This is a genomic window from Mesorhizobium mediterraneum, from assembly GCF_002284565.1.
Classification (GTDB): domain Bacteria; phylum Pseudomonadota; class Alphaproteobacteria; order Rhizobiales; family Rhizobiaceae; genus Mesorhizobium; species Mesorhizobium mediterraneum.
The window spans coordinates 73,109-94,452 of the sequence record NZ_NPKI01000025.1; the positions used below are offsets into that span (position 1 = coordinate 73,109).

The following is a 21,344-nucleotide window of genomic DNA, read 5'->3' on the forward strand; positions in this document are numbered from 1 at the left end:
GCGCTACTCGGTCGGGGCCGTGCCGACCTGGCCGGCGACCTCCTGATCCAGTTCGGCCAGGAAATCCACGACGCGAACTGCATTGTCGCCAAGGTCGTAGCGGCCGTAACGCGACGCCGAACGCATGTCGACAATGATCGCATCGCCATCGTCGGTCACACGGACAGCGACGTCGGCGGGAAGGCTGAGGATGAAGCTCTTGGCCAGGGCGTTGATCGTCACCTCGCTTTGCCCGATCGCGCGGGGAAACGGCGCCGTAAGCTGCCAATCCCGCCGATCGAGCACGGTTTCGACTGCTTCCAGGACGCGATCGAACGGCAGATTGTAGCTGCGTCCGGTGACAAGCGGATAGGTCTCGGTCTGCAGGCGCTGCTCGCCCGGGGTCGGTGGCGAAAGCGCGTTCATATCCCCGGTCCGGGTGCTGGTGTCGAGCATCGGCGGATCGTCGAAATCCGTCGAGATGTCCCTGAGCGGCGTGTAAGTCGCTGCCCAGTAGGCAGCAATGCCAAAAGGAGCAAGCACCAGCAGTGCCAGCAACGTGCCGACGGTGAGATCGCGACCGCCACGGTCGCCGAAATTCCACAGTCTCGAAAAGGCAAATCCGGCGAACAGCAAGGCAAAAGCAGCAAGCAACGCGACAATGCCAAGCACCCAGAGGAAAGCCGGCGTTTCAACCAGGCCATATCGATGGCCGATAAGAACGGTCAGTAGCAGGACCGCCGAAAAAGCGCCTGTGCGCCGCGACCAGCCGGCCACCTTCGACGTCTGTCGCTCGGGAGTTTCCATTATCCGCACTGCCCCAACCCGAACGGGCGTTTAGAGCCCTTTAGCGGCGGCTTGAAGGCGAAAGACGTCATCTCCGTCAATCCGTCGGCAGGCGATAGTCCCTGAATTGCTGGCGCAGGGTGGTCTTCTGGATCTTGCCGGTGGCGGTGTGGGGAATTTCGCCGACGAAGGCGACGTCGTCCGGCATCCACCACTTCGCCACCTTGCCGTTCATGAAAGCGAGAATATCCGTCTTGGTCGGCTCCCGGCCCGGCTTGCGGACGACGACAAGCAAGGGCCGTTCGCCCCATTTCGAATGTTGGATGCCGATCGCGGCTGCCTCCGCCACATCCGGATGGCCGACCGCGAGATTCTCGAGCTCGATCGTCGAAATCCATTCACCGCCCGATTTGATGACGTCCTTGGCGCGATCGGTGATCTGCATATAGCCGCCCGGGTCGATATGGGCGACGTCACCGGTATCGAACCAGCCTTCTTGATCGAACTGTTCGGATCCGACGCCGCCATAATAGGCGCGCGCGACTGCCGGTCCGCGGACCTTCAAGCGCCCGAATGTCTTGCCGTCCCATGGCTGCTCCTTATTGTCGTCGTCCGTCACCTTCATTTCGACACCGAACGGCGGATAGCCCTGCTTGCTCTGGACGTCGAGCCGGGCTTCGCCCTCGAGCCCGGCACAGCCCGGCTTCATGGTGCACAGGGTGCCGAGCGGCGACATCTCGGTCATGCCCCATGCATGGATGACCTCAACATCGTAATTGTCCTGGAACTTCGCCGTGATCGCGCGCGGGCAGGACGAGCCGCCGATGACGACCCTCTTCAGATAAGGAAGGTTCTTGCCGGTCTCCTCAAGATGCTGGAGCAGCATCAGCCACACTGTCGGCACGGCGGCGCTGAACGTCACCTTTTCGGTGTCGAGCAACTCATAGATCGAGGCGCCGTCCATCTTGCAGCCAGGCATGACCAGCTTGGCGCCGATCATCGGGCCACTCTGGCCAAGGCCCCAGGCGTTGGCGTGGAACATCGGCACGACCGGCAGTATGGTATCGCGCGACGAGAGGCCCATGGCGTCGGGCATCGCGGCGATCATCGCGTGCAGCACGTTCGAGCGATGGCTGTAAAGGACGCCTTTCGGATCGCCTGTCGTGCCCGAGGTGTAGCACATGCCAGCGGCGGTGTTTTCATCGAACGTCTTCCAGGCGAAGGCGCCATCGGCTTCGTCAAGCCACTCCTCATAGGCAACGACGTTCGGCAGCGCCGTTTGCGGCATATGCGCCTTTTCGGTCAGCACGATCACCTTTCTCAGCGATTTGACCGCGCCGGCGATCTTCTCAAGCAGCGGCACGAATGTCAGATCGACGAAGATCGCCTTGTCTTCGGCATTGTTCATGATCCAGACGATCTGCTCGGGAAACAGGCGCGGATTGAGCGTGTGATAGATCGCGCCGACACCCATGATGCCGTACCAGGCTTCGACGTGGCGCGCCGTATTCCAGGCCAATGTGGCGATGCGGTCGCCAAGCCCAAAACCGTCTCGCTCGAGCCGCTGCGCGGCTTTCAAGGCGCGGCGCCGTATTTCGGCGTAAGTGGTCCGGACGATAGGGCCTTCGATCGAACGCGACACGATCTCGCGTTCGCAGTGCTGCCTGGCTGCATTGTCGATGAGCTTGTGGCAAAGCAGCGGCCATTCCTGCATCAGTCCGAGCATTTTTTCCTCCCATTGGTTTTTCGTTCCATTGTGGGGCGAACCAGCTGATTGTCCAGCCATGACCGGGCAGAAGCGATGCATTGATCGAAAAGAAAGGAAAACCGCCACAATCCGGCCATCCTCGGCGTTAACTTTGATTAATGGGCAAGGGTGCGATTGGCGAATGAAAGAGGTTCGCATGGACGCGCAGCTCGACGACAAGACTCTCGAAAATACGCTCGCCGAAAGCCTGGCTGATTTGGTGCCGGACACTAAGACCGTTTCCGAAGACGAATTTGTCGAAGTTGTCGGCGGCGCCCTTGAGGCGGTCGGTGGCACACTGCTGTTCAAGATGTGCGTTCAGAACGAAGGCGAAGGCCAGCACGTTGCCGCGGCATGCGTCGGCGATGGCGGCAACCGCCAGTTCCTTCTGCTCACCTTGCCGACCGGCGGGGGTGCGCTGAAGGTCGAGACCGCATCGAGAAGCAGCAATCCGGTCGCCGGTATCGCCGCCGCTTATGCCGAGCTGATGGATGCGTTTCAGGCTGCCGCCTGATCGTTTCCAGACCGGTTTAACGGGAGACCAGGCCGAAACCTGAGCCACACGGCTGGCTGTGCGTTATTCCTAGAGGGCGACCTTGCGCAATTCGCTCGCTCGCCACACCTATTTCGGGGCGCATGCCAGACAAGGAGAACCCCGCCAATGGACCAGATCGCAAACCCCGCACCAGGCTTTCAAAGCAATCCCGGCAAGGTCATCACCGTCGAGCCCTATCGCGGCACCGTCACGGTGCGCAGCGGCGAAACGGTCGTCGCCTCGTCCACGAAAGCAAAGGTACTGACCGAGTCCCCCTATCCTTCAGTCTTTTACATTCCGTTTGCGGACATCGATTTCGACCAGCTTCGCAAGACGGAGTTCTCGACTCATTGCCCTTACAAGGGCGATGCGAGTTATTGGAGCGTGCTGTCTGCCGCCGAAGCGGGCAAGGACGCGATGTGGGCGTATGAGCGGCCTTTCGACGAGATGGTCGAAATCCGCGATCACGGCGCGTTCTATCCCAACAAGGCGACGATCGAAGCCAAACCAGCCTGAGCAGGGACGGCTCGAGACCTGTCCCGCCGATCAGTCGGGGCCACCGCTGCCGAGGTCGAGCCGCACGAAGGTCAGCCTCCTGTCCTTCAGCGCCAGAAGATCGTATTGCCGCCATTAAGATTCGCGCAGGTTCGCACAAAGCCCGTGCAGTCAAATCACATGACAATTGGCGGTCCATCGAAGTTCAACGATTCTATCAATGGCGTGTCGCTAATTGATTAGGCGCTAATATGGGCCGTCGAGTAGGCAGGGATCGGGGGCTTCCGAATCAGACGAGGGATATCGCATGGCCACAATGCACTTCACCTGGGGCGCCTCAGCGGCCCAGGCCGCGGCCACTGGCTTCAACCTGGTCGATCTTCAATACGCGTCATCGGTCAACGCATTGCCGGATGGCTCGAAGGCCCTGATCTGGCTCGGCGAGAGCAACGGGGTAACCCAGTCCTTTATCGACAAGGTAACGCCTCTCATCGGCAATCCGAAGGTTCTTGGATTTTTCCTGACCGACGAGCCTGATCCCACCGGCAGATACCATACCCAGGTGAGCGCTGCCAACCTGAAGGCGGAATCCGACTGGATCCATTCCCATTTTCCGGGCGCCAAGACTTTTATCACCCTGATGGACATGGGGTCGTTCGCAGATTCGGACTATTCCAACACCTACAATCCTGCCAACACAGGCATCGACTATTATGGGATAAACCCTTATCCCGTGCGCACGACTGCGGTGGACTTCAACTACATTGATAGAGCCGTGGCTGCGGCGTTGGAAGCAGGCATCCCGCAGAGCGCGATCATTCCAGTCTATCAGGCGTTTGGCGGCGGCGGCTGGGCGACCAATACGGGCGGATCGTATGTCATGCCCACGACGTCCCAGATGCAGACCATGATGGACCACTGGGAAAGGCTGGTTCCCAATCCTGCCTTTGACATGGCCTATAAATGGGCCTCGCAGAACGGCGAAACCTCGCTTGGCAACACNGACGTCCCAGATGCAGACCATGATGGACCACTGGGAAAGGCTGGTTCCCAATCCTGCCTTTGACATGGCCTATAAATGGGCCTCGCAGAACGGCGAAACCTCGCTTGGCAACACTCCGTCGATGCAATCCTTTTTCCTGCAGCACAACACCAGCACCACGACCCCGCCTCCAACCGACGATGTTCTGGACGGCACAAGCGGAGCCGATGTGCTTCAGGCAGTCGGTGCCCGCACAATGACTGGCTATGGCGGCAACGACACCTATCATGTCGATGATGCTGGCGACAGGGTGATCGAGGCGGCGGGCGGCGGTTCGGACAAGGTGCTCGCTGCAGTGAGCTATGCGCTTACAGCCGGCTCGCATATCGAACTCCTCGCCACCAACAACGCGGCCGGCACAGCGGCGATCAATCTGACCGGCAATGAGTTTGCCCAGACCATCCAAGGCAATGCCGGAGCCAACGTGATCAACGGCCTCGGCGGCGCCGACACGATGACCGGTTATGGCGGCAACGACACCTATTATGCCGACAATGCCGGCGACAGGGTGGTTGAGGCGACAGGCGGCGGTACCGACAAAGTGCTCGCCTCGGTGAGTCATGGGCTTACGGCCGGCTCGCAGATCGAGCTTCTCGCCACCACGAACCCGTCAGGCACGACGGCTATGAACCTCAACGGCAACGAGTTCGCCCAGACCATCCAAGGCAATGCCGGCACCAATGTCTTCAATGGCCACGGCGGGGCCGACACGATGACCGGCTATGGCGGCAATGACGGCTACTATGTCGACAATGCCGGCGACAAAGTGATTGAGGTGGCAGGCGGCGGTCGCGACAACATAGCCACTACGGTGAGCTATGCGCTTGCGGCCGGCTCGGCGGTCGAGCTTCTCGCCACCAGGTATCCGTCCGCCACGACGGCAATCAACCTCACTGGCAACGAGTTCGCCCAGACCATCCAGGGAAATGCCGGCGCCAATATCATCAATGGCGGCCGTGGTGCCGACATCTTGACCGGCAACGGTGGCAATGATGCTTTCGTTTTCAACTCCGCCCTTGGAAGCGGAAATATCGACAGGGTCACTGACTTCAACACGCTCCAGGACAAAATCCACATCGACAACGCCATCTTTGCCGGGCTGAGCTCGGGCGCGCTCACATCCGCCGCTTTCTTTACGGGCGCGGGCGCGCATGATAGCTCCGACCATATTATCTACAACAGTTCAACTGGAGCGCTCTCCTTCGACAGCGACGGGATCGGCGGCGCAGCTCAAACACAGTTCGCCACCCTTTCTCCAGGTCTCTCGATTACGGCAGGCGCATTCTTTGTGACCTGAAGGAGCTGACGGGAAGCGACATGGTGGGAGGACCCGCGGTCGCCAACAGGGACAGGTGGACAAACTGCACCGTTCAGTCTGTCTCTTCTGGCGAGCATGGACGTTCCCGCGTGGACTCTTGCCGCACCGGCGAGTGCAGCGAGCGAAATGCGCCTCAAGAGACCATGCCCGAGAGGGTGCGCGTCAGCGAAAATCCGAATCGGGTTTTCGCTACGCTGGGGTTCGGTTCGACGGGATCATGCGCAAAGACCAGGTGCCGAAGCGTCGTTTGCGTCCCAATTAAACGGCGCGCGGCGCTGACGTCTTCGAAACCTGCACCGCCGCCTGAGCGGCAGCCAGCCTGGCGATCGGCACGCGGTAGGGCGAGCATGACACATAGTCGAGGCCGACCTCCTCGCAGAAATGGATCGACGCCGGATCGCCGCCATGTTCGCCGCAAATGCCGAGCTTGATGTCCGGCCGTGTCGCCCTGCCCTTTTCGGCCGCCATCCGCACCAGTTCGCCGACGCCCTCGATGTCGAGCGACACGAACGGATCCTGCTCGATGATGCCCTTTTGACGATAAGTCTCCAGAAACGAGGCCGCATCGTCGCGTGAGATGCCGAAGGTGGTCTGGGTCAGATCGTTGGTGCCGAAAGAGAAGAATTCGGCCGCCTCGGCGATGACATGGGCGCGGATCGCCGCGCGCGGCAATTCGATCATCGTGCCGGTAAGATAGGTGATCTTGACGCCGGTTTCCTCCATCACGCTCTTGGCGACGGCATCGATCCGCGCCTTGACATAATCGAGCTCCTTCACCAGGCCGACCAGCGGCACCATGATTTCCGGAACCACCAGCGCGCCGGCCTTCCTGCCGGCCTCGACGGCGGCCTCGAAAATGGCGCGCGCCTGCATCTCGGCGATTTCGGGATAGGAAACCGCAAGCCGACAGCCACGATGGCCAAGCATCGGATTGAATTCGTGCAGAGCCTCGGTGCGCTGCCGGAGCTTGTCGGGCGACACGTTCATGGCGGCGGCGACTTCGGCCACCTCTTCCTCGGTCTTGGGCAGGAATTCGTGCAGCGGCGGATCGAGCAGCCGGATCGTCACCGGCAGGCCGGCCATGATCTCGAACAGTTCGAGGAAATCCGAGCGCTGCATGGGCAAGAGTTTTGCGAGCGCCGTTCGCCGGCCCTTTTCCGTTTCGGCCAGGATCATCTCGCGCATGGCGACGATACGGTCGCCGTCGAAGAACATGTGCTCGGTGCGGCAAAGCCCGATGCCTTCGGCGCCGAAGGAGCGCGCCATGCGCGCGTCGAGCGGCGTTTCGGCGTTGGTGCGCACCTTCATACGGCGCACGGAATCGGCCCATTCCATGATGGCGGCGAAATCGCCCGAGAGTTCCGGCTGCAGCATCGGCACGGCGCCTTTCAGCACCTGGCCGTTGCCGCCGTCGATGGTGATGATGTCACCTTTGCGCAACGTCGACCCCATCGCCGTCAGCGTGCCGGCCCTGTAGTCGACGCGCAGCGAGCCCGCGCCCGACACACAAGGCTTGCCCATGCCGCGCGCCACCACCGCGGCGTGGCTGGTCATGCCGCCACGCGTGGTCAGGATACCTTCCGCCGCATGCATGCCGTGGATGTCTTCGGGACTGGTCTCGATGCGCACGAGGATCGCCTTGCGGCCTTGCGTCTTGAGCTCCTCAGCGTCGTTGGAGGAAAAGACGATCTCGCCGGTGGCAGCACCCGGAGAAGCTGGCAGGCCGATGCCGATCACATCGCGCGCGGCCTCCGGATCGATGGTCGGATGCAGCAACTGGTCGAGCGAGGCCGGATCGATGCGGGCGACGGCCTCTTCTTTCGAAATGAGCTTATCCTGCGCCATTTCGACGGCGATTCTGAGCGCGGCCTTGGCGGTACGCTTGCCGGACCTCGTCTGCAGCATCCATAATTTGCCGCGCTCGATGGTGAATTCAAGATCCTGCATGTCGCGGTAGTGCTTTTCCAGACGGTCTGAGATGGTGACGAACGACTGGAACGCATCCGGCATCAGCTTCTGCAGCGACGGCTTGTCGGAGCCTGCGGCAATGCGCGCCGCCTCGGTGATGTTTTGCGGCGTGCGAATGCCGGCAACGACATCCTCGCCCTGCGCATTCACCAGGAATTCGCCATAGAGCATCTTTTCGCCGGTTGACGGATTGCGGGTAAAAGCGACACCTGTGGCCGAAGTTTCACCCATATTGCCGAAGACCATGGCCTGGACGTTGACCGCCGTGCCCCAGCTTTCGGGAATGTCGTGCAGGCGCCGATAGGTGATGGCGCGGCTGTTCATCCAGCTCGAAAACACGGCGCCGATCGCACCCCAGAGCTGCTCGTTCGGATCCTGCGGAAACGGCTTGCCGAGTTCCTCCTCGACCTTGGCCTTGTAGAGTGCAATCACGCCCTGCCATTCGATGGCGGTCAGTTCGGTGTCGAGCTCATGGCCGAGCCCGCCCTTCTGGTCTTCGAGGATTTCCTCGAACACCTCATGGTCGAGGCCCATGACAACATCGGAATACATCTGGATGAAACGCCGGTAGCTGTCATAGGCAAAGCGCGCATCGCCTGAATCGGCGGCCAGCGCCTCGACCGTCTCGTCGTTCAGACCGAGATTGAGCACGGTGTCCATCATGCCAGGCATGGAAGCGCGGGCACCGGAACGCACCGACACCAAAAGCAGTTTCGAGGGATCGCCGAAACGGCGCCCGGTCAGCCGGCCGATATGATCGAGGGCGACCGCGACATCCGCTTCCAGCGAGGCCGGATAGCAGCACTCATTGGCGTAGTAGGCACTGCAGACCTCCGTGGTGATGGTGAAGCCCGGCGGCACGGGCAGGCCTAGACTGCACATTTCGGCGAGATTGGCACCCTTGCCGCCCAGGAGGTTCCTATCGCCGGCACGGCCTTCCGCGGCGCCGTCGCCAAAGGTGTAGACCCATTTGGTCATGCTTGCTCTCCGGTTGCAGGAGATTGAAAAGATTGACGAAGCCGAAGTTCCGCCGTGTCCCTATCCGAGCGATATGATGCTGCAGTGCGAAAGGCAAGCGTCGGCAAAGCCAGCCGGCTTCTACAATCGATTAAGAAAAAGCGATGGCAAAAAGACTTGCGGCTTAGTGGTCACCAAAGTAGAACATAGTAGGAACACGAGGTGGCGCCATGAGACTGACCGGAAAACTCGATTATCTGGAAATGCCGGCAACTGGTGGAACGCTGGACAGGCTGAAGGCTTTCTACAGCGCCGCCTTTTCCTGGTCATTCACCGACTATGGGCCTACCTATTCGGCCTTTTCGGAAGGTCTTGATGGAGGCTTCCAGGCTGGTGCCGGCGAAGCGCCCGCCAAGCCGCTTCCGGTGCTTTATTCCGAGGACCTGGAAAAAATCCTGAGCGCCGTCGAAAATGCCGGCGGCACGATCGTCAAGCCGATCTTTTCGTTCCCTGGTGGCAGGCGGTTCCATTTCGTCGATCCGGCCGGCAACGAAATGGCCGTCTGGGGCGAGTAGACGCCATGGCCTGACAGCAGGGGATAATGTCCGAACTCCTATCTGCGGGAACCGATGGATCAGTTCCGCGCACCGCTATTCTCGGCATTGAGCTTTCCGTCGGCTCGTCCTATAAGGCCGCGCGCAACGGGCATGTTCCCGCTGCTGGGGCGTAGCCAAGTGGTAAGGCATCGGTTTTTGGTACCGACAATCCCAGGTTCGAATCCTGGCGCCCCAGCCATCGCTCACAGGTCCGTTCCGGACACATGTGCAGCAGCCACTTCGTAATGCCGGCACGCTACGTCGATGCCAACTTGACAGCCTCGTCGCCAATGCCCATCAGGACCATGTCACGACCAAAGCTTGCGATGAACGCAGCAGCGAACAGATGGCTAGGCCCGAACGAATGACAACAATCTGCCAGAGCGCCGGGCTCAAGGGCGCTGTTGGATCTCTGCAACGGAGCTCTAGTCATGCAGGGAATTGAAGAGCTGCTTTGTGCTACCTTACGTGGCGAAAATCCGACTTGGCCGGAATACGGCGACAATAATTTCGCGGCCCGCTTCATCGAGCGAAGTGCTTATCACGGGGTACAGGCGTTACTTCATCACTATATTGCAGATCGCGAACGCGTTGACATGGGTTGGCCGGAAGTTATCCTGGCTACTTGTCGTCAGCAGGCCACTGCTCAAGCATTGTGGGAGATGCGCCACCAGTACATGCTGAAACAAGTACTGGAGCGGCTAGCGGCTATTGGAATCCATCCAATTCTGTTCAAAGGCACGGCCTTAGCCTACAGTGTCTATCCGACGTCTTTCCTGCGTACAAGAGGTGACACGGACCTCCTCGTACCGTCGGACACGCGTGATCGGGTAGCCAAAGCGTTAGAGGCCCTGGGGTTTCGTGAGTTGGGAACAAGAGCGGATGTCATCCGCGGCCAGACGAGCTATAGCTGGACAGACCCCGCCTCCAATCAGGAACACACCCTCGATTTGCATTGGCGGATCACCAATTCCACACTCCTGTCAAATCTGTTCTCGTATGAAGAATTGCGCTCCGCGGCCCGGCCACTGCCGAACTTGAGCGCGAATGCCCTCGCAGCTGATCCAGTGCACGCGCTCGTGCGGGCACACCGTCGTCGACGCGACCAATATCGGCATCGGCCGCGAGCCGGAAAAACTCGCCCGCATCGGCCGCGTGTCCGGACTGAAGATCGTCATGGGCACCGGCTTCTATCTTGAGCACACCCATCCCGAATGGCTAAAGACCATGGATGTCGACGCAGTGACCGAGTTCATCGTCGACGACGTCGGCGGCGGCGAGACGCAGCCGCCGATCCTGGCCGGCCTGATCGGCGAGGTCGGCGTCAGCAAGGATTTTACCGCCGAGGAACGAAAGTCGCTGCGCGCTTCGGCGCGGGCCTCGCGCATCACGGGCGTGCCACTATCGATCCACCTGCCGGGCTGGGAGCGGCTGGCGCACGAGGTCCTCGATGTCGTCGAGGCCGAGGGCGCCGATCTCCGCCACACCGTGCTGTGCCATATGAATCCGAGCCACAACGATCTCGACTACCAGACAAGCCTCGCCCGGCGCGGCGCATTCCTTGAATACGATATGATCGGCATGGACTATTATTATGCCGATCAGGACGCGCAGTCGCCCTCAGACGAAGAGAACGCGCGGGCAATTGCGGCACTTATCGAGGCCGGCTTCGGCGACCGCCTGCTGCTGTCGCAGGATGTGTTCCTCAAGATCATGCTGACCCGCTTCGGCGGTTTCGGCTACGGCTATATCCTGAAGCATTTCATACCGCGCCTGAAACGGCATGGCGTCGAGCGGCCAGCCATCGACCGCATGCTGATCGCCAATCCGAAGGCCGTGTTCTCGCGGCAGAATTAAGCGCAGACTTACGGCTTACACTTACGACGGAGTTCAAATGTCCAAGAAAAAGATCCTGCTTGCCGGTGAATCCTGGGTGTCGACCGCGACCCATATCAAGGGTTTCGACCAGTTTCCGACGGTCACCTATCACACCGGCGCGGACGAATTGCTGACGGCCCTGAAGGCGACCGACTTCGACGTGACCTTCATGCCGGCGCATGAGGCACAGCGCAGCTTTCCGCAAACGATGGAGGCGCTTTCGGCCTATGACGCGGTGGTGCTCTCCGACATCGGCGCCAATACGCTGCTTCTGCATCCCGACACCTGGGTCCACTCGAAGCCGACGCCGAACCGCTTGCGCCTGCTGCGCGACTACGTGCGCGATGGCGGCGGGCTTTTGATGTTCGGCGGCTACTATAGCTTCCAAGGCATCAATGGCGGCGCGCGTTACCGCAAGACGCCGGTCGAGGAGGTCCTGCCGGTGAACTGCCTCGCGTTCGACGACCGCGTCGAGGTGCCGGAAGGTTTTTCGCCTATGCCGCAAGCCTCGTCCAGCCATCCCATCCTGAAGGGTCTCGGTGCGGATTGGCCGATCCTGCTCGGCTTCAACGAGGTGACGCTGAAGGACGGGGCGGAAGTTCTGGCGACCGTGTCGTCGGACTACGGATCGCTGCCGCTGCTCGTCACCGGCCACTATGGCAGGGGCCGCACTGTGGCCTGGACATCCGATGTCGGGCCGCATTGGCTGCCACCGGAGTTCATCGCCTGGAAAGGCTACAAAACCCTGTTCGAACAGATGCTGAGCTGGGCGACCGGCGAGAGCTGAGCGATGCACGTCCACGTCGTGGGCAATGCCTGTGTCGACACGATGTTTCGCGTCGGCCGCTTCCCTGCCGCCGGCGAGACTTTAAACGCCAGCAGCTACGCCGACGGCCTCGGCGGCAAGGGCGCAAACCAGTCGGTTGCGGCCGCGCGCACGGGTGCTGCGGTGACGTTTTGGACGGCGCTCGGCAAGGACCGCGCAGGCGCATGGATCAGGAGCCGCCTCGACAGGGAGTTGTCTGACCTCGAGGCGAGCGAATTTGACCTGCCAAGCGACCGCTCGACTATCGTCATTGAGGCTAGCGGCGAGAATTTCATCGTCAGCGGTGTCGCCTGCAGCGAGGCGTTCGATCCGATCGCGCAAACTGCGCTTGCCCGCCGGATCGCGTTTGGCGACATCCTTGTCTGCCAAGGAAACCTGCGAGCCGCCGCGATAAATGCCTGCCTGCGGGCAGCACGGCAAAATGGCGCGCGCACCGTCCTGAACGCCAGCCCTATCGATGCGGCGGCTCTGCCTGACTTCGGTCTGGCGCAGGTATTGGTGGTGAATCAGTCCGAGGCGAAAGCACTGACAGGCCAGGGTGATATGGCAGCCGCGGCCGACGCGCTCGCGGCCAAAGGCGCCGGGACAGTTGTGGTCACGCTTGGCGCTGAAGGTTGTCTCGTGCTTGGCCCGGACCAGGCAGGACCGCGTCGTTTGCCGGCGCCGCGCGTCGAAGCGCTCGACACCAGCGGTGCCGGCGATGTGTTCTGCGGCTGTCTGGCCGGCGGGCTTGCCAAGGGAATGTCGGTTATCTCAGCGCTGAAGTTCGCGCTCGCGGCGGCGGCAATTGCAGTGACTCGCCCGGGCACACTGATATCCTGTCCTTCCGCGTCTGAAATGGCGGCGCTCATCGATCAAACGGAGTTCTCATGACCCAACTCGGCCAATCAGGCGGCGACGCGCTCGTAGAACTTTTCGGCCGCACCAAGGTGGTGATCGGCGTCGTTCACCTTGCGCCGCTTCCTGGCGCGCCGCGCTTTGACGGCGAGGCGGTCGAGGCGATCTATCAGCGGGGCCTCGATGATGCGAGATCCTATCTCGATTGCGGATGTGACGGGGTGATCGTCGAGAATCATGGCGACATCCCCTTTGCCAAACCTGACGATATTGGGCCGGAGACAGCGGCCTATATGGCTGTTATCTCCGACCGTATTCGCCGCGAACTCGGCAAGCCGGTCGGCATTAATGTGCTCGCTAACGCCGCGATCCCGGCCCTTGCCATCGCCAGTGCCGCTGGCGCGGGCTTCATCCGCGTCAATCAATGGGCAAATGCCTATGTCGCCAACGAGGGTTTTGTCGAGGGCGAGTCGGGTCGCGCAGCACGCTACCGCGCCAAGCTGCGCGCCAACGGCATCCGCATTTTCGCTGATGCTCATGTCAAGCATGGCGCGCACGCGATCGTTGCCGACCGCCCGGTGGAGGAACTGGTCAAGGATCTGGTCTTCTTCGATGCCGATGCCATCATAGCGACCGGTCAGCGCACCGGGCACGCTGCGGATCTGAGCTACATCCGCATGATCAAAGAGGCTGCCGGCCTACCGACGCTGGTTGGCAGCGGCGTGACGCCCGACAATGCAAACGATATTCTTGGCATCGTCGATGGCGTCATCATCGCCAGCGCGCTGAAGCATGACGGCGTCTGGTGGAACCAGGTCGACCCCGCCAGAGTAAAGGCCTTCATGGCCGGGCTGAGGCGATGATCGAGCTGGGCTGGTTATGGCGCGAGGCTCAAGGCTACAAACCGGCCACGTCACAATGCAGACGACGGAGCCTCGGTGGGACGTGGCGCGTATCACCGGCAAGTTCTTCGGTATATGCTGACGCGCGGAGAACCCGGCGATGACGATACTCAGGCCGCCATCATCTTGTCGTTGATCCCGCAGCCCATTCCGACCGGTACCAGTCGACAAATTTCTTCAGCCCGTCTTCGATTGAAACGCTCGGCTTAAAGCCGAAATCGCGCTCCATGGCGGTCATGTCGGCATAGGTCCGCTCGACGTCGCTGCTTTGCATCGGCTCGCTGTGGCGGATCGCCTTCACACCGAGCAGTTTCTCCAGAGTGTCGATGAAATCGCCCAGCCGCACCGGCCGGTTGTTGCCGACATTGTAAACCCTGCTCGGCGGAACCTCGGCCACGGGCGGCTGGTCGAGCACGGCAACGACCGCCCTCACCACATCGTCCACATAAGTGAAATCCCGCCACATCTCGCCATTGTTGAACACCCGGATCGGCTTGCCCTCGAGCATCGCCTTGGTGAATATCCAATAGGCCATATCGGGCCGGCCCCAGGGACCGTAGACGGTGAAAAACCGCAAGCCGGTCTGCGGCACCCCAAAGAGATGGGCGTAGGTATGGCTCATCAATTCATCTGACTTCTTGGTGGCGGCGTAGAGCGAGACGGGCCTGTCGACCTGATCGGTCTCGCTGAACGGCACCTTGCGGTTGCCCCCATAGACCGAGCTCGACGAGGCATAGACCAGATGCTCGAATGCGGGCTGCGCGCGACAGAATTCAAGCACTTCGAGATGGCCGACGACATTGGAACGGACATAGAGGCGCGGATTGTCGAGCGAATGGCGCACACCCGCCTGAGCAGCGAGATGGACAATCCTGGTTATGCCTTGCCCGGCCAAAGCGGTAGCGAGCGCGCCCTGTTCGGCGATCTCGATCTGATGAAATGAAAATTTCTTGTCAGGCTGAAGGCGGGCGAGCCGTCCTTTTTTCAGCGCCAGGTCGTAGTAGTCGTTCATGTTGTCGACGCCGACGACTGCTTCCCCCCTGTTCAGGAGGTAGTGGCAAACATGGCTGCCAATGAATCCCGCGGCTCCAGTGACAAGTATAGGCAACAAGGTTCTCCACGCATATGCCGGCACATGATCGCAAAATCGAGATCGATTTCGGAAAGGATCATGCACAACATCAAAATGCTACATCCGAATGAACGGAACCGACCGTTTCAGTTCGTGCTACAATCGAGAGTCCCTATAAGCGCTACCGACAAGCGGTCTAGTCGACGCGTCAGCTCGCCTCGCGCAGGGCCTCTGCAGCCTGCAGGTCGACCGACACGAGCTGGCTCACGCCCTGCTCGGCCATGGTCACCCCGAACAGCCGGTTCATGCGGGCCATGGTAATCGGGTTGTGCGTGATGATGACGAAGCGCGTCTCGGTGGTGGCGGCCATTTCATCCATCAGATTGCAGAAACGCTCGACATTGTGATCGTCTAGCGGCGCGTCGACCTCGTCGAGCACGCAGATCGGCGCGGGATTGGTCAGGAACACGGCGAAGATCAGCGACATCGCCGTCAACGCCTGCTCGCCGCCGGAAAGCAGCGTCATCGTCTGCGGCTTCTTGCCGGGCGGCCGCGCAAGGATTTCGAGACCAGCCTCGAGCGGATCGTCGGACTCGATCAGTTGCAGTTCCGCCGTGCCGCCGCCGAACAGATGCGAAAACAGCCGCTGGAAATGGCCATTGACCACGTCGAAGGCAGCCAGCAGCCGTTCGCGGCCTTCGCGATTCAGGCTCTGGATCGCCTGCCGCAGCTTGCGAATGGCCTCGATGATGTCCTCGCGTTCGGAAACGATGGTCTCCAGCCGGTCGGACAGTTCCTTCTGTTCTTCCTCGGCGCGCAGATTGACGGCGCCCAGCCGTTCGCGCTCGATCTTCAGCCGGTCGAGCTGGCGCTCGATCTCGGTCATCTCCGGCATCGGGCTGTCGGCCTCCAGGCCGGTGTGGCGGATGACCAGATGCGGCGGCGTGTTCAGCGTCTCCTGGATGCGGGCCTCGACCTCGAGCCGTCTTTCGTCGGCTGCGGTCAACCGCTCTTCGGCGCGGACGCGCGTTTCGCGCGCCTCGGCCAACGACTGGATTGCTGATGTCGCGGCCTTGTCCAGTTCGGACTGCCGGTTCTCCGCCTCCTGCAAACGATCGCCTGCTGCCTGGCGCAGGCTTTCGGCTTCGGCAAGCTGCGACAGCAAAGCGCGCCGCTTGGCGTCGATCTCATCGGGTGCGTCGGCCAGTCTTTCACGCTCGGCCTCGGCCTCGGCCTTGCGTTCGCCGAGTGCGGCGATCTGCGTCGAGGCGTTTTCGGCACGCTCCAGCCAGTTGCGGCGTTCCGCGCCGATGGCGTCGAGGCGGCGCGTTCGCGCTTCGGCTTCCCGCCTCAAGCCTTCATGGACGGCGCGTGCATCGGCAAGGGTGGCGCGGTCGCGAGCAACGTTGGCGGCCGACTGTTCGAGCTGCAACTGGAGATCACCGAGATCGGGGGCGCTTTGCAGCAACATCTCCGCCTCGACGAAGGCCGCCGCCGTCTCCTCATGGCTGTCGACGATGCGCGCGCGCGCCTCGTCAAGTGCTGCGCGTCGGCTCGACAGCTCGCCGCCGGCCTTCTCGGCCTCGGCCAGCGCGTTGCGGGCGGCGTCCAGCCCATGCTGGGCATCACGCCCGGCTTGACGGGCGTAGCGCTCGGCCTCACTCGCCTGGGCAAGCGCCTGCTCGGCATAGGCAAGAGCCTCTTCGGCCTGGCGCAGGATGCGCGTTGCGTGGACCGCCTCAGCGTCGAGCTCAGCCAGCCGGTTTTTCTGCGCCAGCCGCTGCGCGGCAGCGGTCGGCGCGTCGGCGCTGGCGGTGAACCCATCCCAACGCCAGAGCGCTCCTTCGCGGCTTACCAGCCGCTGCCCGGGGGCGAGCAGCGCCTGTAGCCGCTTTCCGTCGCCGGCCTCGACGATGCCGATCTGCGCCAATCGGCGAGCCAGTTGCGCCGGCGCGCGCACCACACTGGCAAGGCTCTTGATGCCTTCGGGCACAGCGGCGTCGCCGGGCTGGATCTCGCTTTGGCCCCAATGCACCGGCGCGCTGCGATCGAGCGGCACGTCGAGATCCTCGCCAAGGGCCGCTCCCAGCGCCGTCTCGTAGCCGCGTTCGACGCTGATCTGCTCCAGGACGGAGGGGAAGAGGTCGCCGCTGGCGGCATTCAGGATCTTGGTCAGCGTGCGGGCCTCGGTTTCGATCCGCGCCAGCTCGGCCTTTGCATCCTGAACCGGCGGGCGGGCGGCGCTTTCCGCCGTACGCGCCTCGGCGACAGACTGTTCGGCGGCAATCGCCGCGGCTTCGGTCTCCTCCAGCAGCGCCAGCGCCTGTTCGACCAGAAGCTGCTTTTCGGCGGGATCCGGCAGGCCGGCGACCCTGGAGGCGATGTCGGACAATTCCCGGTCGACATCGGCGAGCTGGCGGGCGAAACGGTCGCGGCGCTCAGCGGTATCGCGCAGCGTTCGCTCGATCTGGTTGCGGGAGGCGGCGGCCTCCGCCCGTTCGGCCGTCAGCCCGGCGAGTTTGGCTTCGCTCGCGGCAAGCGTCGACGCCGCCTGTTCGACCGCAGCGCGGGTGCTGGTCTCGCGCTCGGCAGCGCCGGCGTTCTCGGCATTGAGCGTAGCTTCTTCGGTGGCGAGGCGTTCGAGGATATCCGCATTGTCGCGGACCATCCGCTCCTCGCGGGTGATGTCGCCGTCGAGCTGCTGGAGGCGGCGGTCGAGTTCCACTTGGCGGGCGCGGATGCGGCCCGCTTCCTCCTCGATCTGCGTCTTGGCGATCGACAGGCGCTGGAAGGCGGCAGCGGCCGCGGCTTCCGCATCGCGCAGGTCCGGCAACCGGTGCGCGCCGATCCCTTGCTCCCTGGCGGCAGCCATCTGGGCGGCGGCGCGGTCGCCGACCAGCGCCGTGGCGATCGCCAGCGCCGAGCGGGCCTCGCCTTCCTGCGTCTTGGCCAGCGTCCAGCGCAGGTGCAGCAGCGTCGCTTCGGCCTTGCGGATATCGGCCGACAGGTTCTTGAAGCGCGACGCCTGGCGGGCTTGGCGCTTAAGGCTTTCGATCTGGCTTTCGAGTTCGCCGACGACGTCGTCCAGCCGTTCCAGATTCTGTTCGGCCGCCTTCAGCCGCAGCTCGGCCTCATGGCGGCGTGTGTGAAGGCCCGAAATGCCGGCCGCCTCTTCCAGAAGCGCGCGGCGCGCCTGCGGCTTTGCCTGGATCAGCTCGCCGATGCGGCCCTGCCCGACCATCGAAGGCGAGCGCGCGCCGGTAGACTGGTCGGCGAAAAGCAGTTGCACGTCCTTGGCGCGGGCTTCCTTGCCGTTGATGCGGTAGAGCGAACCGGCCTCGCGCTCGATGCGGCGCGAAACCTGCAGCTCATCGGCATCATTGAAGGCCGAGGGCGCAGTACGGTCGCTGTTGTCAAGGAAAAGCGTGACTTCGGCGGTATTGCGGGCCGGACGCGTTCCGGAACCGGAAAAGATGACGTCGTCCATGCCGGACGCGCGCATGTTCTTGTACGAGCTTTCGCCCATCACCCAGCGTAAAGCCTCGACAAGGTTCGACTTGCCGCAGCCGTTCGGCCCGACGATGCCGGTCAGGCCGCGTTCGATGACGAACTCGCCGGGTTCGACGAAGGACTTGAACCCGAGCAGGCGAAGGCGCGAGAACTTCATTCGCGCCGCCCCATAGCCAAGTTCCGCAAAAGTGTTCCGCGGTTTTGCGAAGAGAATCCGCGGCACAGCAAAAAGCTGCGCACGCCGAAGCGCAGCCGCTTCGGCGCTGCGGAAACGTCAGAGCAGAGGGTCGATGATGGCCGATATTTCCTCAATCGACAGCGCCCCCTTGTAGGTCTTTCCGTTGATAAAGAAGGTCGGCGTCGAGTCGACCTTGAATTCATCGGCGCCGCGCTTCTGGACCGACCTCACATCGTCCAGAAGTTTCTGGTCCGTCAAGCAGGCCTCGAAGGACTCCTGTGTAAAACCGGCCATCTTGGAGATTTGCAGCAGGGCATCCTTGGTATTGGCAACACCTGCCCAGTTCGCCTGCTGCTTGAACAGAACGTCTACCATCGGGAAATAATTGTCCTTGGAGCAGCGCGCCAGCATGAAACCGGCCTCAGCGCTGGGGTCGAACGGAAATTCGCGCAGGATAAGGCGGGCCTTGCCGGTGTCGATATATTTCGTCTTCAGCTCCGGGAGGGTGGTTTCGTGGAAATGCGCGCAGTGCGGGCAGGTCATCGAGGCATATTCGACGATTGTGACTTTCGCGTCGTCCTTGCCCAGTTGCGCGTCGGGCAGCGCGCCTGGCTTCAGCAAGGCCGCCATGTCCACCGTGCCCTGGGCCTCAGGCGCCTTGACCGCGGCCGGCGTTGCCGGCTTCGCCGGATCGGCCGGCTTCATCGCATCGGCGGGAGCCGCATCCTGCGCGACGGCCTTCTCGCCCGAGTCGCTGCAGGCGGCGAGCAGAGCCACCGCCGGAATGGCGGCCAGCGACGACAGGAGGTTTCTGCGGGACAAAGGACGGGTCATACGAATCACCTGACAATAGTTGGATTTTGCAATGCAAAGACTAGAAAAGGCGAGAGTTGGCGCGAATTAAGGCATCGCCGTCCCCATTCCAATCGCCAAACTTTGTGTGCGCGATCACGAAAGCGCGAGATTATACCTTCTTTTGACCGAGAATGGTGGCGCCGAGCCGCTCCAGCGAAGCACGCAGCCCGTCATCCTCGATCATTCCGACAGTGCCTGACAGCTTCACCTTCTCGGCCGCAGTCAGCGGCCGGAAGCTTGGTTTAGGCCGCCCCTTGTCCGCCGTCACCGGCTTTTGCACGATTCTGATCCGGCCGATAGCGTTGAAGCCGAGGAAGGCGTTGACCCTGTTGATGATCTCGCCGGTTTCGTGCTGCAGATGGAGCGCGGCCATGCCTTCGCAGGCGATGACCAGCACCGCCGGCTCGAACGGATCGTCTTCATGCATGCGCCGCGGCCACTGGATCTTTTCAGGGCGCGAACGGCTGGCGAGCCGAGGCCCGGCAATCTCCTCCCAAGACTGCACGAGCCCGATCGACATGCCGGCCCGCTTGCGCAACACCGGATCGAGGATCTGGGTTGCGAGATCACTCACCGGAACGGGATTGCCGAAGGGCCTTTTCCCTGCCATGTGCGTTCTCCAGTCACGACCTTCACCAAGCATCGGCTAGGCCTGTCCTCGATCAATGGCACTGCACGACCAGACCCGCAAGACCGCATCCGGAGACAGCGGCGGAGCCGCGTCTAGAGACAGCAGCAAAGCTGCGTCCGACGATAGCAGCAAGGCTGCATCGGGGGAGAGCGCCGAGATCGCGTCCCGCCTGCTCGCCTGGTACGACGCGCATCACCGCGACTTGCCGTGGCGCATTGCGCCGCGCGAGCTGGCACGCGGGGTGCGTCCCGATCCCTACCGCATCTGGCTTTCCGAAGTCATGCTGCAGCAGACCACGGTGGAAGCGGTAAAATCGTATTTCCGGGCCTTTGTCCAGAAATGGCCGGATGTCGAGGCGTTGGCCGCTTCACCGACCGAAGATGTCATGAAGGCCTGGGCCGGGCTCGGCTACTATTCCCGCGCGCGCAATCTAAAGGCCTGCGCCGATCTCGTCGCACGGCAAGGCGGCAGGTTTCCGGATACGCAAGCTGCCTTGAGAGAGCTGCCCGGCATCGGCGCCTACACGGCGGCGGCGATCGCGGCGATCGCCTTCGACCAGCCAGCCGCGGTCGTCGACGGCAATGTCGAGCGTGTGGTTTCCCGGCTGTTCTCGATCGCCACGCCGCTAAGCGAAGCCAAGGGAGACATACGCGCCTATGTCGAGCGCATGGTTCCAGCGACCAGACCGGGCGATTTCGCCCAGGCGATGATGGATCTGGGCGCGACGATCTGCACGCCACGCCGGCCGCGCTGTATGCTGTGCCCGCTGCGAGACGATTGCAGCGCCACTGTCTCGGGCGACCCCGAGCATTTTCCGGTGCGCCTGCCGAAGGCGGAAAAGCCATTGCGGCGTGGCGCCGCCTTTGTCGCCGTCAGGGCCGACGGCGCCATTCTTTTGCGAAAACGTGCGGAAAAAGGCCTGCTCGGCGGCATGACCGAGGTGCCGACGACCGGCTGGACAGCACGGATTGACGGCGCCACCACGGATGCGGCAGCCCCCTTTCCCGGCGACTGGCGGCCCGCCGGGCGGATTGGCCACGTCTTTACCCATTTCGGGCTTGAACTCGACGTGTTCAAATCGGTGACAGAAGGCGCTGCTCCGGCGGGGCATTTCTGGTCACTGGCCCATGAAATTTCCGGGGAAGCCTTACCCACTGTCATGAAAAAGGTAATCGAAGCGGCGATACCGGGCGCGACCAAAAAGCAGCGCCCGCATTGAATTGCATTGAATG

The 21,344-nt window shown here is 62.3% G+C and carries 16 protein-coding genes, 1 tRNA gene and 1 pseudogene; 11 read left to right on the forward strand and 7 right to left on the reverse strand.

Annotation, left to right across the window (positions count from 1 at the left end):
* Positions 1–3: 3 nt before the first annotated feature.
* Positions 4–786, reverse strand: a complete 783-nt coding sequence (locus CIT25_RS19515; protein WP_164759087.1) for a DUF1499 domain-containing protein — start codon at positions 784–786, stop codon at positions 4–6.
* A 76-nt stretch (positions 787–862) separates the two neighbouring features.
* Complete coding sequence (locus CIT25_RS19520; protein WP_095486144.1) at positions 863–2,491, reverse strand: fatty-acid--CoA ligase; 1,629 nt, start codon at positions 2,489–2,491, stop codon at positions 863–865.
* Positions 2,492–2,669: 178 nt separating this feature from the next.
* Between CIT25_RS19520 and CIT25_RS19525 the strand changes: the two genes are divergently transcribed.
* From CIT25_RS19525 to CIT25_RS19540, 3 genes are all read left to right on the forward strand, one after another.
* Positions 2,670–3,026 (forward strand): hypothetical protein, encoded by a 357-nt coding sequence (locus CIT25_RS19525; RefSeq protein WP_095486222.1) that lies wholly within the window; start codon positions 2,670–2,672, stop codon positions 3,024–3,026.
* Between the two features lie 147 nt (positions 3,027–3,173).
* A complete protein-coding gene (locus CIT25_RS19530) occupies positions 3,174–3,563 on the forward strand; it encodes a DUF427 domain-containing protein (protein ID WP_095486145.1) in 390 nt (129 codons plus the stop codon).
* Positions 3,564–4,780: 1,217 nt separating this feature from the next.
* Positions 4,781–5,881, forward strand: a complete 1,101-nt coding sequence (locus CIT25_RS19540; protein ID WP_245329914.1) for a calcium-binding protein — start codon at positions 4,781–4,783, stop codon at positions 5,879–5,881.
* Between the two features lie 279 nt (positions 5,882–6,160).
* Here CIT25_RS19540 and ppdK read toward each other — a convergent pair whose 3' ends face one another.
* Positions 6,161–8,848, reverse strand: coding sequence for a pyruvate, phosphate dikinase (gene ppdK / locus CIT25_RS19545; RefSeq protein ID WP_095486146.1), 2,688 nt, complete (start codon positions 8,846–8,848; stop codon positions 6,161–6,163).
* A 209-nt stretch (positions 8,849–9,057) separates the two neighbouring features.
* Here ppdK and CIT25_RS19550 point away from each other — a divergent pair, with 209 nt between their 5' ends.
* The 7 genes and pseudogenes from CIT25_RS19550 (at position 9,058) to CIT25_RS19580 (ending at position 13,827) form a co-directional block, all read left to right on the forward strand.
* Positions 9,058–9,402, forward strand: coding sequence for a VOC family protein (locus tag CIT25_RS19550; RefSeq protein ID WP_095486147.1), 345 nt, complete (start codon positions 9,058–9,060; stop codon positions 9,400–9,402).
* 145 nt (positions 9,403–9,547) lie between these two features.
* A tRNA-Gln gene (locus tag CIT25_RS19555) sits at positions 9,548–9,622 on the forward strand.
* A gap of 232 nt (positions 9,623–9,854) precedes the next feature.
* On the forward strand, positions 9,855–10,622 hold the full coding sequence (locus tag CIT25_RS38500; protein ID WP_158302604.1) for a nucleotidyltransferase family protein: 768 nt from the start codon (positions 9,855–9,857) through the stop codon (positions 10,620–10,622).
* Positions 10,507–11,280: pseudogene (locus tag CIT25_RS19565) on the forward strand (phosphotriesterase family protein); the annotation flags it as partial. The gene CIT25_RS38500 and the pseudogene CIT25_RS19565, both read left to right, overlap by 116 nt.
* Before the next feature lie 37 nt (positions 11,281–11,317).
* Complete coding sequence (locus CIT25_RS19570) at positions 11,318–12,088, forward strand: glutamine amidotransferase (protein WP_095486149.1); 771 nt, start codon at positions 11,318–11,320, stop codon at positions 12,086–12,088.
* Positions 12,089–12,091: 3 nt separating this feature from the next.
* On the forward strand, positions 12,092–13,000 hold the full coding sequence (locus CIT25_RS19575) for a ribokinase (RefSeq protein ID WP_095486150.1): 909 nt from the start codon (positions 12,092–12,094) through the stop codon (positions 12,998–13,000).
* Entirely contained in the window at positions 12,997–13,827 is an 831-nt protein-coding gene (locus CIT25_RS19580) for a BtpA/SgcQ family protein (RefSeq protein WP_095486151.1), read from the forward strand. The genes CIT25_RS19575 and CIT25_RS19580 overlap by 4 nt, the downstream gene beginning before the upstream one ends.
* Positions 13,828–13,987: 160 nt before the next feature.
* Here the strand turns inward: CIT25_RS19580 and CIT25_RS19585 are convergent, their stop codons facing one another.
* The 4 genes from CIT25_RS19585 to CIT25_RS19600 all read right to left on the reverse strand — a co-directional run bounded on the left by CIT25_RS19585 (position 13,988) and on the right by CIT25_RS19600 (position 20,091).
* Positions 13,988–14,974, reverse strand: a complete 987-nt coding sequence (locus CIT25_RS19585; RefSeq protein WP_185928145.1) for an NAD-dependent epimerase/dehydratase family protein — start codon at positions 14,972–14,974, stop codon at positions 13,988–13,990.
* A gap of 172 nt (positions 14,975–15,146) precedes the next feature.
* Positions 15,147–18,605 carry a chromosome segregation protein SMC gene (gene smc, locus CIT25_RS19590; RefSeq protein WP_095486153.1) on the reverse strand — a complete coding sequence of 1,153 codons (3,459 nt, stop codon included), beginning with the start codon at positions 18,603–18,605 and terminating at the stop codon, positions 15,147–15,149.
* 117 nt (positions 18,606–18,722) lie between these two features.
* On the reverse strand, positions 18,723–19,460 hold the full coding sequence (locus tag CIT25_RS19595; RefSeq protein WP_095486154.1) for a DsbA family protein: 738 nt from the start codon (positions 19,458–19,460) through the stop codon (positions 18,723–18,725).
* A gap of 130 nt (positions 19,461–19,590) precedes the next feature.
* Positions 19,591–20,091 (reverse strand): DUF721 domain-containing protein, encoded by a 501-nt coding sequence (locus tag CIT25_RS19600; protein WP_095486155.1) that lies wholly within the window; start codon positions 20,089–20,091, stop codon positions 19,591–19,593.
* A 55-nt stretch (positions 20,092–20,146) separates the two neighbouring features.
* Here CIT25_RS19600 and mutY point away from each other — a divergent pair, with 55 nt between their 5' ends.
* The gene (gene mutY, locus CIT25_RS19605; RefSeq protein ID WP_095486156.1) at positions 20,147–21,331 is read left to right on the forward strand and encodes an A/G-specific adenine glycosylase; all 1,185 of its coding nucleotides are present in this window, start codon (positions 20,147–20,149) and stop codon (positions 21,329–21,331) included.
* Positions 21,332–21,344: the final 13 nt, after the last annotated feature.